This is a genomic window from Streptomyces cacaoi, assembly GCF_006539165.1.
Classification (GTDB): Bacteria; Actinomycetota; Actinomycetes; order Streptomycetales; family Streptomycetaceae; genus Streptomyces; species Streptomyces cacaoi.
In genome coordinates this window covers 205962-218438 of record NZ_BJMM01000003.1, presented here as the reverse complement: position 1 = coordinate 218438, position 12477 = coordinate 205962, and the positions used below count along the sequence as shown (strand labels likewise).

Annotated in this window: 12 protein-coding genes; 7 read left to right on the top strand and 5 right to left on the bottom strand. The window is 73.2% G+C overall.

The features are described 5' to 3' along the window. Positions 1-243 precede the first annotated feature (243 nt). The 3 genes from SCA03_RS04300 to SCA03_RS04295 form a co-directional block, all read right to left on the bottom strand. On the bottom strand, positions 244-786 hold the full coding sequence (locus SCA03_RS04300; protein ID WP_086815612.1) for a class I SAM-dependent DNA methyltransferase: 543 nt from the start codon (positions 784-786) through the stop codon (positions 244-246). A 78-nt stretch (positions 787-864) separates the two neighbouring features. Further along, complete coding sequence (locus SCA03_RS36730; RefSeq protein WP_268932852.1) at positions 865-993, bottom strand: ricin-type beta-trefoil lectin domain protein; 129 nt, start codon at positions 991-993, stop codon at positions 865-867. Between the two features lie 188 nt (positions 994-1181). Further along, positions 1182-2279 (bottom strand): FAD-dependent oxidoreductase, encoded by a 1098-nt coding sequence (locus tag SCA03_RS04295; protein ID WP_086815611.1) that lies wholly within the window; start codon positions 2277-2279, stop codon positions 1182-1184. Between the two features lie 112 nt (positions 2280-2391). On the opposite strand from SCA03_RS04295, the gene SCA03_RS04290 reads away from it, so the two are divergent. From SCA03_RS04290 to SCA03_RS04270, 5 genes are all read left to right on the top strand, one after another. Continuing rightward, positions 2392-2955, top strand: coding sequence for a TetR/AcrR family transcriptional regulator (locus tag SCA03_RS04290; protein WP_030878622.1), 564 nt, complete (start codon positions 2392-2394; stop codon positions 2953-2955). A 138-nt stretch (positions 2956-3093) separates the two neighbouring features. After that, positions 3094-4302, top strand: coding sequence for a hypothetical protein (locus SCA03_RS04285; protein WP_141275206.1), 1209 nt, complete (start codon positions 3094-3096; stop codon positions 4300-4302). Between the two features lie 355 nt (positions 4303-4657). After that, a complete protein-coding gene (gene dhaK, locus SCA03_RS04280; RefSeq protein WP_030878626.1) occupies positions 4658-5650 on the top strand; it encodes a dihydroxyacetone kinase subunit DhaK in 993 nt (330 codons plus the stop codon). A gap of 156 nt (positions 5651-5806) precedes the next feature. Then, positions 5807-6433, top strand: coding sequence for a dihydroxyacetone kinase subunit DhaL (gene dhaL, locus SCA03_RS04275; protein WP_230988494.1), 627 nt, complete (start codon positions 5807-5809; stop codon positions 6431-6433). Position 6434: 1 nt separating this feature from the next. Next, entirely contained in the window at positions 6435-6869 is a 435-nt protein-coding gene (locus SCA03_RS04270) for a PTS-dependent dihydroxyacetone kinase phosphotransferase subunit DhaM (RefSeq protein WP_030884863.1), read from the top strand. A gap of 381 nt (positions 6870-7250) precedes the next feature. Here SCA03_RS04270 and SCA03_RS04260 read toward each other — a convergent pair whose 3' ends face one another. Beyond that, the gene (locus SCA03_RS04260) at positions 7251-8534 is read right to left on the bottom strand and encodes a phytase (RefSeq protein WP_086815609.1); all 1284 of its coding nucleotides are present in this window, start codon (positions 8532-8534) and stop codon (positions 7251-7253) included. A gap of 449 nt (positions 8535-8983) precedes the next feature. On the opposite strand from SCA03_RS04260, the gene SCA03_RS04255 reads away from it, so the two are divergent. Beyond that, entirely contained in the window at positions 8984-9949 is a 966-nt protein-coding gene (locus SCA03_RS04255; RefSeq protein ID WP_086815608.1) for a glycosyltransferase family 2 protein, read from the top strand. A 1-nt stretch (position 9950) separates the two neighbouring features. Beyond that, positions 9951-11333 (top strand): polysialyltransferase family glycosyltransferase, encoded by a 1383-nt coding sequence (locus tag SCA03_RS04250; RefSeq protein WP_141275205.1) that lies wholly within the window; start codon positions 9951-9953, stop codon positions 11331-11333. 82 nt (positions 11334-11415) lie between these two features. On the opposite strand, the gene SCA03_RS04245 is transcribed toward SCA03_RS04250, so the two are convergent. Further along, positions 11416-12477, bottom strand: a complete 1062-nt coding sequence (locus tag SCA03_RS04245; protein ID WP_086815197.1) for an acyltransferase — start codon at positions 12475-12477, stop codon at positions 11416-11418.

The window sequence follows — 12477 nt, the reverse complement described above, 5'->3', positions numbered from 1 at the left end:
AGGAGACCGGCACGCCCCATCGCGCCGATCCGCAGGTCTTGACCATTCCTCTCCCACTCCTTCAGCGCCCCAACTCGCCCGCACGCGGCACAGCGCACGTCTCCGGCTGGCTCTGCTTCGTACGCGGCACGGCCACATCCTGGACGCGCCCCGCGAAGGGCACCCCGGGCCCGCTGCCGACGGGGAGGCCGGGGCCGCTGCGGGCGACCGCCAACACCCTGGCTGCCCGGCCCCCGCCGCAGCTCAGGACCGTCGGTGGATCGAGACCGCGTACGTTCCGCCCGTGTAGGGGTCTCGGGACCATGTCGCGTACCGGGTCTCCAGGGTGAGGCCCGCCGCGGCGCAGTGGGTGTCGTAGGCGTCCAGGCCGTAGCCGCGGTCCAGGGAGAAGCCCGCCACCAGGCGGCCGGCCGGTGCGACATGCGCTGCCACCCCGGCTACCAGGGCCGGTTCCGTTCCGGGCGGGGTGAACAGGGGGACGTTGCCCGCCATCACCACCACGTCGAAGGACCGTCCGAGGTCGAGGTCGGCCAGATCGCCCAGGTGCCAGGGGATGTCGGGGGCGAGGCGCTGAGCCGTGGCCAGCATCGACGCGTCGGCGTCGACGCCCACCACGTCGATCCCGTGCCGCGCCAGCTCGATCGCCACCCGGCCGGTGCCGCACCCCGCGTCGAGGACGCTGGACGGGCCCAGCGCACGCACCAGCGCGGCCTCGCCGTGCACATCGCCACCCCGGGCGGCGATGCCGTCGAATCGGGCCTGATACTCCTCACCGTCCCACGCCATGGGGACACCCTGGCACATGCCCGGACCGCGCTCGCTCGGGGGCTGTGGACGGGCCCGCGGGCGCCCCTCGTGCGTCCGTCACACGGGCAGCAGCTGCCACCGCCGCCGGCGGTGGTCGTCCCCCGCGCCGTACTGCTTGAGCGCCGTGCGGGCGTTGGTGTCGGCCTGGAGGAACAGCCCGCTGTTGCGGTTCGCGATCTCGTACACCTTCGTGTCACCTCCACCAGCCGCCACCGCTGATGGTCCCTGGGCGCGTCGCGGGACTGACCGGACCTCAGCCCCGTCCCGGAGGGGCTCACGCAGGGCTCCCGTGCGGCGCCGCCTGCGAGGGCGCCGTCACGGCTCCTCGGATGGATCGATCCCCACGGGCGGGGGGAGCGCCCGGCCGAAGCCGCTCACGCCGGCGGCCTGCCCACGGCGAGGAACAGGCGCATCGCCGTGTCCCGCACCGGGGCGACGCGCTTGCGGGTGTGTACGGCCCGGTTCATCAAGCGGGCGGCGCGGGCGAGGCGTTGGGTGGGACGGCGGCGGGTGGCGTCGTACGCCGACAGGGCGTCCTCCACCCGGTGTCGGGCCGCGAGTTCCCGGGCCAGGGTGACTCCGTCGATCAGCGCCTCGCACGCGCCACGGCCCAGGTCCGGCGTCATGGCGTGTGCGGCGTCGCCGACGAGGGCGACGCGTCCGCTGACGTAGCTCGGCAGGGGCTTCGCCAGGTCGTACAGGTCGTTGCGGTGCGGTGCGGCGGCTTCCGGGCCGTGGGTGGATTCCGTCTCGGCCAGGCGGTCGAGGACCTGGCGCACTCCCTCGTGCCAGGTGCCGAACCGGGCGCGCACCGCGGCGAGTTCGCCCTCGGGGTGGTGCGCCCGCGCCGGCGCTGGCGCGCAGGCGAACCAGTGCGCCTGTCCGCCCGTGCGCGGGGTGACACCGAACCGGGCGCGGTCTCCCCAGCTCTCGGTCATGTCCGGCACGTCGAGCGCGACGGTGCCGTGCCAGCAGCTCACCCCGGAGTAGCGGGGCCGGTGCGCGGGGCCGAACAGCGTGGTGCGCGCGCTGCTGCGCAGCCCGTCGGCGGCGACGACCACCTCGTGGTCGGCGGCGAGGGCGGCTGTGTCGGTCACCCGCTGCCCGTAGTGCACGCTCCCGTCACCGAGCGCGTCGGTGAGTACGGCGTGGAGCGCGGGGCGGGAGACGACGCGGACGGCATCTCCGGCGCGGCGGCGCAGCTCCGGCATGTCCACGGTGCCGATCAGCGTGCCGTCGGAGCGCACGAAGCGCCCGCGGGCCGCCTCCCGGGAGAGGCCGCGCACCGTGGCGCCGAGGCCCAGGGCGTCGAGCGCCCGCAGCCCGCCGGGCCACAGGCCGAGGGAGGTCCCGGTGGTGGGCCGCGCGGCGGCGCGCTCGCGCACCTCGACGTCCCACCCTTCCTGGCGCAGGGCGACGGCGGTGGCCAGGCCGCCTATTCCGGCCCCGATGACGATGGCTGTTCTGCTCATGGCCGGGACGCTACTACGTTCATAGTGGTTGGCACTATGTTTATAGTGGGGGCGGCTCCGGCGGGCACACCCGGGTGACGGGCGACCACCGAGAGAACGGACGAGTTCGGACATGGCAGGCAGGCGTGAACAAGTCCTGGACGCGGCCGTGGAGATCGTCGGCACCGGCGGCCTGCGGCGTCTGACCTACCAGGCCGTGGACACGGCCGCCGGCGTTCCGAGCGGCACCACGTCCAACCACTTCCGCAGCCGGGACCTGCTCGTGGAGGGAGTGGTGAACCATCTCGAAACCCTCGACGCCCGCGACTGGGAGCACTTCGCCACCCTCCCCTCCCCCGGCGGCCCGCAAGCGCTCGCCGAGACGCTGACCTCTCTGGTCCACCACGCCCTCGGCCCCGCCCGGCACCGCACCGCGGCCCGCTACACCCTGGCCCTGGAGGCCGCCCTCGCCCGCCCCGCCATCCAGGCGCCGCTCTCCCGCGCCCAGAAGTCGCTGATGACCCTGATGTCACCCTGGCTGGAGGCGCTCGGCTCAGCGACCCCGGCCGCGCACTGCCGGGTCCTGTTCGACTACCTCGACGGCCTGATCTTCCATCAGGTGTCGCTGCCCGACGAGGACTTCGACCCGGGCCCCGGCATCCGCACCGTACTCGACTCCACCCTGCCCTCGACCTGATGCGCCCCGCCCCGGACTGCGGCATGCTCCCTGCGGGCCTCGGGCGTCGGCGGGACGACCTGCTCAAGACGGTGTCCCGTCCGCCGCTCGAACAGCTTGCGCTTCCCTGGGATGCGCTCACCGACACGAAGGAGCCTTGTGTCCCGGGCCGTTGACCCCGTGGAGCTGAGGACGGCAGGTGTCCTGTGGCTGTGCACCGGCGCGACCGTCGAGCCGTACGACCGTTGCCCCCGGTGTGGCGACTTCCACGATGTACGGGCCGACCGCAACGGCCGCTACGACCTCAAGTGCGGCCCCGACCGGGCGGTCGAGACCACGCTGGTCACCAGCAGCGCGGCCGAGCGGAACCACCGTTCCTGGGAACCGTGCACGCAGGAGCGCGCGATGTCCGAGGTGGACCGGGGCTGGCACGTGGTCTTCGCGAGCACGGCGAAGGCCACGTACGCGGGTCGCAAAGGAAGCCCGCGCGAGGATGCACTGACCGTCATCGGTCCGGCGCTGGCCGAGCTGGAACGGCGCGGTGTGACCGGGTTCGGCCCCGGCACGGCCTGTATCGAGGAGCACTTCCACGGAAGGGGATGCCCGTACGGGATCCTGCGTGCTGCCGGGGCCCGCTTCGGATTTTCCGTGCCGAGCGAGGCGAGCACCGGCTTCGTCAGCGCCGGCCTGCTGACGGGGTACGACGAGATACCGGCCTTCGACCCGCACCAGTGGGCCAAGAAGGCCAGGAAGAATCAGCGGCAGGGGAAGCCCGCGCCGCCTTCTCCGGTCCCGGAGCCGCCCCGCACGGGCCCGGTGCACTGGTCGTGCGATCCGGGCTTCCTCGCCATGCTGGAGGAACGCCGGGCCGAGGACGAACGGAAGTGGGCGGACACGACGCGGGCGCTGTGGCCGGGTCGCCACACCGAAGCCGAACTGAGCGAACTGGCCCGCCGGGAGGTGAGCGGGCGGATCGCCCTGGCACGCTCCCTGACGTGGCGGGCTCCGCTGCCCACGACACCGCCTCCCGTTGCCGACGCCGATGGTGCGACGGAGCTGGTGGAGCTGCTGGAGGTCGAGTTCGGGCTCCACGGGGACCTGGCCGCGAAGCTCGACACGGCCCACGACCGCCCGCTCCGTGAGGTCTTCTTCTGGCTCACGTGGATGCGCTCTTCCGCATGGCGTCGGCTCGCCGGCTCCGGCCCGCTCCCCCGGCGTTCTCCGCACGTACCGGCCGGCGTCACCGGCGTCTGGGTCGGCTGCCTGCTGGATGAGACCTTCGTCCTGCACTGGGACCGCGACACGGGATGGACACGGCACCCGCTCCCGGACCCGCTGCCCGTCCCCGCGTTCCCCGGCTGTTCATGACCGCGTACCGAGCGGCTCCGTGGACTCCGCCCCTGGCTCCCTGCGCACCTGCGGCGTACGTCCGGGAGCGGGCCGACGCGTGCGAAGAAGGCCCGCCGCACCGTGTACACCGATGCCCGCGCCTTGGTAGACCTTCCGTCGAATGTCCGTGGCACCGTCTGCTGTGCGGGCATCCGGCCGGCGCTCCCGGGTGAACCGAGGCCACGGCAGGGACGGTCAGGGCACGTCAGCACGGGTACCGCCCCGGTGCGCCCCGAACCGCCATCAACCGCCGAGATCCCCGACCTGTCACATAGGCTCCGGCCAGCAACGATGCAGAGGGCAGCCGCACTTGCAGGCTTTTTTGGAGGTACCCGTGAAGATGCTCATCAACGTGCCGGAGTCGGTCGTCCCGGACGCGCTGCGCGGTATGGCGGCGGCGCACCCAGAGTTGACGGTGGACGTGGAGCGCCGGGTCGTGCTGCGGCGGGACGCACCCGTGGCGGGGAAGGTGGCCCTGGTGTCCGGGGGCGGGTCGGGGCACGAGCCGCTGCACGGCGGGTTCGTCGGGCCGGGCATGCTCGACGCGGCCTGTCCCGGGGAGATCTTCACCTCGCCGGTGCCCGACCAGATGGTCAGCGCGGCGGCGGCGGTGGACAGCGGCGAGGGTGTGCTGTTCGTCGTCAAGAACTACACCGGTGACGTCCTGAACTTCGACATGGCGGCCGAACTGGCCGAGGACGAGGGGGTGCGCGTCGCCAAGGTGCTGGTGGAGGACGATGTCGCCGTCACCGACAGCACGTTCACGGCGGGGCGCAGGGGTACGGGCGCGACGCTGTTCGTGGAGAAGATCGCCGGTGCGCTGGCGGCCGAGGGCGCACCGCTGGAGCGGGTGGAGGCCGTGGCACGCCAGGTGGCCGGGGACTCGCGCAGCTTCGGCGTCGCACTGAGCCCGTGCAGCACCCCGGACAAGGGCGGCCCGACCTTCGAACTGCCGCCCGGCGAGCTGGAGATGGGCGTCGGCATCCACGGCGAGCCCGGCCGGGAACGGCGGGCGATGATGACGTCCGGGGAGATCGCGGACGCGGCGCTGGACGCGATCCTGGACGATCTGCGGCCGGACGGCCCGGTGCTGGCACTGGTGAACGGCATGGGGTCGACGCCGCTGGTGGAGCTGTACGGCTTCTGCGCCGAGGTGCACCGGGTGCTGGGCGAACGCCGGATTCCGGTCGCCCGTACGCTCGTCGGCAACTATGTGACCTCGCTCGACATGGCCGGTGCCTCGGTGACGCTGTGCCGGGCCGACGAGGAGCTGCTCCGGCTGTGGGACGCCCCCGTGCGTACGCCCGGGCTGCGCTGGGGTGCGTGAGCGGCGGCCGGGGCGGACCGACGACGAGGACGCGACGACACACGGAAGGAGCGGTGATCAGCCGTGGTGAGCAGGGAGTTGACGGGGGACGACGGCCGGGACGGTCCGGGGGCCGGGCCCGGGCCGGGTCCGGCGGAGTCCGGCACGGAGGGCGGCCTGGACGGTGAGGTCTTCGTCCGCTGGCTGCGTCTGGCGGCGGACGAGGTGGAGCGCGCGGCGGACCGGCTCACGGAGCTGGACTCGGCGATCGGCGACGCGGACCACGGGGGCAATATGCGACGTGGTTTCCAGGCCGTGCGCGAGGGCCTGGCCGAGGACGGGCCGCGCTCCCCCGGCGCGGTGCTGACGACGGCGGGCCGCACCCTCGTCTCCACGGTCGGCGGCGCCTCCGGCCCGCTGTACGGGACGCTGCTGCGGCGCGCGGGCAAGGCCCTCGGGGACGCGGAGCGGGTGCCCGGCGCGGAGTTGGCGCGGGCGCTGCGCGCCGGGGTCGACGCCGTCGCCCAGCTGGGCGGTGCGGCACCCGGCGACAAGACCATGCTCGATGCGCTCGTCCCCGCGGTGGACGCGCTGGAGAAGAGCGGGGGCACCGACTTCGGCGCGGCGCGCACGGCGGCCGAGGAGGGCGCCGCCGCCACGGAGCCGCTCCGGGCGCGCAAGGGCAGAGCGAGTTATCTGGGCGAGCGCAGCATCGGGCACCGCGATCCGGGGGCGACGTCGTCGGCCCTGCTGATCGCCGCGCTGGACCGTGCCGTGTACGGCGACACCGAGGGGGACGACTGAGATGGCCGGGAGCACGAGCGGAGAGACAGCCGGGGCCTCGGGGCGCGTCGGCGTCGTCCTCGTCTCGCACAGCGCACAGGTCGCCGACTCCGTGGCGGCGCTGGCGGCGGCGCTCGCCGGAGTGCCGGACGCGCCGGTCGTCGGCGCGGGCGGACTGCCGGACGGCGAACTGGGCACCAGCGCGGACCTCATCACGGAGGCCGCACACCGGGTGGACGGCGGGGCGGGAGTGGCCCTGCTGGTGGACCTCGGCAGCGCCGTACTGACCGTCAAGGCGCTGCTGGCCGAGGGCGACGAACTGCCCGAGCCGGCCCGGCTGGTGAACGCCCCGCTGGTGGAGGGCGCGATCGCCGCCGTCGTGGCGGCCGCGGGCGGCGGCGACCTGGACGCGGTGGCCGCGGCGGCGGAGGAGGCATACGACTACCGGAAGGTGTGAACCGCCCTTCTCTCAGGGGCCGGGGCCGGACCGCCGGACGGGGACGACCGAAGGGTCTGCACGGCCCCGCTTCACTCCCTCTCGGTCCCCGGCCGCGCGTCCGCCGCGCGCGGCCGGGCCCGCAGATGAGCGCGCTCGCCCTGCTGCCCGGACAGGCTGAGCAACTCCACCGCCCGGGCATCGGCCGGACCGCACCAATGCGGTACACGAGTGTCGAACTCGGCCGCCTCACCGGGCGCAAGAACCAGACCGTGCTCACCGAGGACGAGCCGCGGCCGACCATGGAGAACGCGAGTCAGCGGCAGCATCGTCATGCCGTGCCGAGTGGCGGAGTGAGCCCGACGCCCCGTGGCGGCGCCGCCACGGGACGTCGGGTCCGGGTCAGTCGAGAGAGTCGAGGACCTTGCCGAGGTCGACGAACTTGAAGTTGGTCGAGGGCCGGTCGGCGTCGCCGGGGGCGTCGTGGCCGTCCTGGACGACGAGGAGCCCGTTCGGGTACTTCGAGCCGAGGGGCGCGTGGAGCGCGGCGGCGCCGTCGCACTCCTCGGAGCCGTCCAGGGTGGGTCCGGCGGGGGTGACCCGGAAGCTGCCCTCGTACTCGTTGTCGTCGCCGCGTTCCCGGTCGTAGGCGGCGAAGGTGTTGTCGCCCTGGCTGGAGGCGAGGACGTAGCCGTCGCCGTCGGACTCGGTGACCAGCGTCAGCCCCTCGACGTCCGCGGTGAGCTTCGTGCCGCCGTAGCCGGGGTCGTCGCCCAGGGTGCACTCCTCGGTCTGCTCGTCGTACGTGCCGGGGACGCCGTACTCACGGACCTTGTCGATCAGCTTCGGGGTGCCGGTCAGGTCGGCGCTCATGCGCCAGATTCCGACGTCCTCCTGTCCGGCGTACAGGGTGCCGTCGGCGGGATCGACCACCATGCCCTCCACCTGCGGCAGCTCTCCGGGCTCGGCGCACGGCGACCAGGAGGTGCCGTCGGGCAGGCGGAAGGTGTCGGGCAGGTCCAGGGTGCGGACCTTGCGGTAGGTGACCTTGCCGTCCGCGGCCGGGAGCAGTTCCAGCAGGGCGATGCTCGTGCGCTCGCGTCGGCTGACCAGCGCGTACCCCTTCCCCGACGACGGGTCCGTCCAGGTCGCCAGGCCGTAGGCGGTCCGCTGTTCGTCGACCTCGGCCTGGTCCTTGGCGAACACGGTCGGCGCGTCGGGGTCGGTGACGTCGGTGAGCGGGCCGCCGGCCCGGTCCCGGTCGATGCGGTAGAACCTCAGCTGATCGTGGCCGCGGTCGCTGGTGACGGCCAGGTCGGCCTCGCCCGTGGACAGGCGCAGGCGCTGGACCAGGTCCACGTTGTTGAACCGGCCCGGAGCCTCTCCGTCACCCGTGGCGGGCGGCGCGGGTATCGACTGCACCGGCCGGGCGTCCAGGTCGTAGGCACGCAGGCCGCCCTCCTTCGCGGTGGCGATGACCAGACTGCGGTCCGGGGCGGCGGCGTTGCGCCAGATCGCGGGGTCGTCCGCGTCCGCGTTACCGCCCGCGTCGTCGTCGTGCAGGGTCGGCGTCTCCGCGCGCGGCGGCACGGCGGGCAGGGCGTCACCGCTGGGCCGGTGGTCGGCCCGGGCCGGCAGGGCCAGGGCGGCTGCGGCGAAGACCGTGGTCACGGCCAGCACGGACATCCGGGCACGAGGGGAACGGCTCACTCACATCTCCTTGCATCGGGGCCGGTTCATCCCGCGTGAGTGTCCACACTCTCCATGTCGCCCGGGCAGCCGCCGGGGGATCGATACCTGTAAGGCCGGGTGTACGCGAGGTGAACGAGAAGGCGCGGCGCAAGGGTTGCGCGTGGTCGTACGACGTCCGGCCCGTCCAGCCGCCACGTCGTCGGAACGGGCTGTCGGTGACGGACCGGGCGGTGGAGGCGGTCGCCGCCGACCTGGGGAGAACGTGCGGTCGCGGTCCGGCCGCGAGGGGAGCTGTGACATGTATCACCGCTAGTTCACGCAAGTTGGAACATCTGTCCGCTCCGGCCCCTTTCGACCCCTGCCGCGCGCACCCGGAGTTCACCCGGAATCCAGAACCGGCTGCTCAGCTGGTCTCCCCACCCGACTGACCGCCTGGATCGCGCATGCCCACCCTTTCCGTCATCGTGCCGTGCCACAACGTGCAGGAGTTCGCGGAAGAAACCCTGCACAGCCTCGCCAACAACGCCGGGCCCACCACCGAGTTCATCCTCGTGGACGACTGCTCCACGGACACCACACCGGAGATCCTCCGCGCGTGGCAGGAGCGGATCCCGCACACCACCGTGGTCCGGCACGAGGAGAACCGCGGCATCGCCCAGAGCCGGAACAGCGGGATCGAGGCCGCGCGCGGCACGTACCTCACCTTCCTCGACGGAGACGACTGGTACGCCCGCGGACACCTCGACCGGCTCGTGCGCACCATCCAGGAGCTGGGCTGCGACTTCGTACGGACCGACCACGTGCGCGCCACCGGCACCCGGCGGACCGTGCACCGCGCCCCCGCGCCCGTGCGCGACACGGTCCTGTGCCCCCGCAGCACCATCGCACCGCCGCACGCGGAGACGATGGTGGACTACCCCTTCGTCTGGGCCGGCATCTACCACCGCGACCTGTTCGCCCATGGCGCGCTGCGCTTCGCGGCCGATCTCCGCACCGCCGAGGACCGCCTGTGGACCTGGCAACTGCACCTGGCGGCCCGCTCCTTCGCGGTGACCGGGCAGCTCGGCGTCTTCTACCGGCGCGGCGTGACCACCTCGCTCACCCAGATACCCGACGCCCGGCAGCTCGACTTCGTCCGCGCCTACGACACGCTGCTCGCACAGCTCGCCGCCGACCCCGAACGCGACCGCTTCCTGCCCAAGGCGGTGCGCACCTACTGCGCGATGCTCGCCTTCCACCTGCGCCAGATCGACCGCTACCACGCCCCCGTCGCCAGGCGTCTGAAGAAGCTGGTGGCCGGTGCCCTCGCCGGCATGCCCCAGGACGTACTCGTCCGGACCCTGGCGGGCATGGACGAGGAGCGGGCCGACACCCTGCGCCGCTTCCACTCGGCACGGAAGGCGGCCTGAGATGCCCGAACGCATACAGCTCTTCGAGGTCTCCACCCTCTACGGCGCCGCGACCCTGGCCGCTGCCCTGGACGCGGGCCGGTTCGGTCCGCCCGACACGGCCCGCCGGATCCTGCTGATGTCCAACAACGCCGCGACGCCCGAGGCCGCGACCCGGCTGCCCGACATGAACGGCTTCAAAGCGCTCGCCGCGCGTTTCGACGAGACCGTCGACTGGAACGAGGCCATCCGGCCGCACCACCCCGGCACTTGGACGCCCCGCCGGGAGGAGTCCCCCGTGTGGGAACGGCTCTTCCGGCACACGTGGCAGCTCGGCAGCGGGCCCGTCGAACTGATCGTCGAGTCCATCCAGGCCGGTCCCGCCAAGGCCCTGGCCACGGTCTTCGGCGGCAGCGCCCTCCACGTCTACGCCGACGGCCTGATGAGCTACGGCCCCACCCGCGAACGGCTCCCCCAGTGGCTGGGCTGCCGGATCCAGCGGCTGCTCCACCTCGACCTGGTGCCGGGGCTGCGCCCATTGCTCCTGGCCGAGCACGACGTCGAGCCCGAGACCGTCCCCGGCGACGCCTTCCTCGCCGTGCTCGGCGAACTGGCCGACGCCGCGGCCACGGAGCCGGAACTCGTCCGCGTCGCTGCGGACCGCCCGACCGCCGTGCTCCTCGGCCAGTACCTCGCGGCGCTCAACATCCTCACGCCCGAGGAAGAGGAAGAGCTGCACGTGCGCATGCTCCGCGGCGCCGTGGCGGCCGGGCACGAACGGGTGGTGTTCAAGCCGCACCCCACGGCCCCCGCCCGCTACTCCCAGGCCCTGGAGGAGGCCGCGGCACAGGCCGGTGTCCGGCTGCACGTGCTGAGGGCGCCCGTACTGGCCGAGGCCGTCTACGCCCACTGCCGGCCGACGCTGGTCGTCGGCTGCTTCTCCACCGCGCTGCTGACCGCCGCCACCTACTACGGCGTTCCCATCGCCCGGGTGGGCACCGAGCTGCTGCTCGACCGGCTCAGGCCGTACCAGAACAGCAACCGGATTCCGGTCACCATCGTCGACTTCGCGGTGCCGGACCTGGAGGCCGTCGAGGAGACCGGGCAGGCCCCCGCGGCGGCGCCGGAGTCCTCCGAGCAACTCCGGGCGCTGGTCCGGACCGTGGGCTTCTGCATGCAGGCGAAGCTCCACCCGCTGCTGCGCGAGGACGCCGCCGCCTGGCTGGCGGCCCACCTGGACGACAGCACTTCCCGCTACTTCAAGCGCCGCCGCCTGACCGCGCTGGCGCTGCCCGGCGGCGACCGGTCGCTGCGCGTGCAGCTGCGGCGCAGAAGCGCCTCCGCGCGCTGGGTGGCGCGGCGGATCCGTACGGTGCGGCGCAGGCTCCGCGACGCGGACGCCTGACCCCGCGCACGCCCCGGGTGGGCCCGTCGTCCGCCGTCGCCGGAACGACGGGCCCACCCGCGCTCTGCCCCCGCTGCCCCGGCTACCCCAGGTACTTCCGCAGCTTCAAACGGCCCCACAGCATGCTGAGGCCGAAGGAGGAGGCCAGCGTCACGATCCCCAGGGCCGCCGCCGCAGCCACCGCGCCCGGCCAGCCGCGGTCCGCGGAGATGAAGGACGGCCCGATCGTCTTCAGCAGCAGCACGTGGAACATGAAGGCCCCCAGCCCCGCGTCCGTCAGCTTCCCCAGCACCGGACGCAACCGGTCCGGTATGCGCAGCCCGTTGGCCGCGAACAGCACGCAGACGGTGAGGGCCGCGACGAAGATGCTGGCGTTGGGGATCACGAAGTGGATCCTGTCCTGGGACCACAGCACGACGGCCAGCGACACCACGGCCCCGGCGAGCCACCGGACGCGGTGCGTGCTCCGGGTGGCGGGGAGGCTGAGCAGCAGCGCTCCCACGACCGCGTACACCAGCGAATAGGTCCCGAACTGCCAGCCGAACTCCGGCACGTCGCACCCCGTCAGCGCGCCGATGTCGCTGAGCGCCGTCGGCCCCGCCGCGACCACCGCGAGCGCGGCGATCACACCCCAGGGGCGCTTGCCCGCCTTCAGCAGGATCACGCACCCCAGGAGCAGGATCAGGGGGACGTGCGCGTAGAAATACCAGAGGTGGAAGGCGGGCCGGACGCTCCCGAAGACGGCGTCGAGGGCGAGTTGGGAGGTCGGCTCGCCGTTCGTGTCCCGCAACCGGCCCCAGGCCAGATAGACCACCGACCAGATGCCCACCGGAATGATCATGCGCAGGGAGCGCTTGCGCAGGACCCCGCCGTTCCTGGGCGGCGCGCCCACCAGGACGGCCCACCCCGCGATCGCGAAGTACATCGGCACGGCCCACGCGGTCACGGAGTCGAGGAACAGGCCCGTCCAGTAGACCGCCCGGCCGTTCTGCGCACTCTGGCCGACCGCCTGCATGCACTCGCCGCCGACGTGTCCGAAGATGACCGAGCAGGCGCAGATGACGCGGAGGAGATCAATGTCGTCGCGGTGTCGGCGGCGCACCGGTGGGACGACCGGTTCCGCCGTAGCGTTGTCAGTAGCCAT

What these genes read in the sequence shown, in the direction of transcription:
- SCA03_RS04290 (WP_030878622.1), top strand. Translation starts at nt 2,392, where the DNA reads ATGGCAGGCAGGCGTGAACAAGTCCTGGACGCGGCCGTGGAGATCGTC.
- SCA03_RS04245 (WP_086815197.1), bottom strand. Translation starts at nt 12,477, where the DNA reads ATGGCTACTGACAACGCTACGGCGGAACCGGTCGTCCCACCGGTGCGC.
- SCA03_RS04255 (WP_086815608.1), top strand. Translation starts at nt 8,984, where the DNA reads ATGCCCACCCTTTCCGTCATCGTGCCGTGCCACAACGTGCAGGAGTTC.
- SCA03_RS04270 (WP_030884863.1), top strand. Translation starts at nt 6,435, where the DNA reads ATGGCCGGGAGCACGAGCGGAGAGACAGCCGGGGCCTCGGGGCGCGTC.
- SCA03_RS04295 (WP_086815611.1), bottom strand. Translation starts at nt 2,279, where the DNA reads ATGAGCAGAACAGCCATCGTCATCGGGGCCGGAATAGGCGGCCTGGCC.
- SCA03_RS04250 (WP_141275205.1), top strand. Translation starts at nt 9,951, where the DNA reads ATGCCCGAACGCATACAGCTCTTCGAGGTCTCCACCCTCTACGGCGCC.
- SCA03_RS04300 (WP_086815612.1), bottom strand. Translation starts at nt 786, where the DNA reads ATGGCGTGGGACGGTGAGGAGTATCAGGCCCGATTCGACGGCATCGCC.
- SCA03_RS04260 (WP_086815609.1), bottom strand. Translation starts at nt 8,534, where the DNA reads ATGTCCGTGCTGGCCGTGACCACGGTCTTCGCCGCAGCCGCCCTGGCC.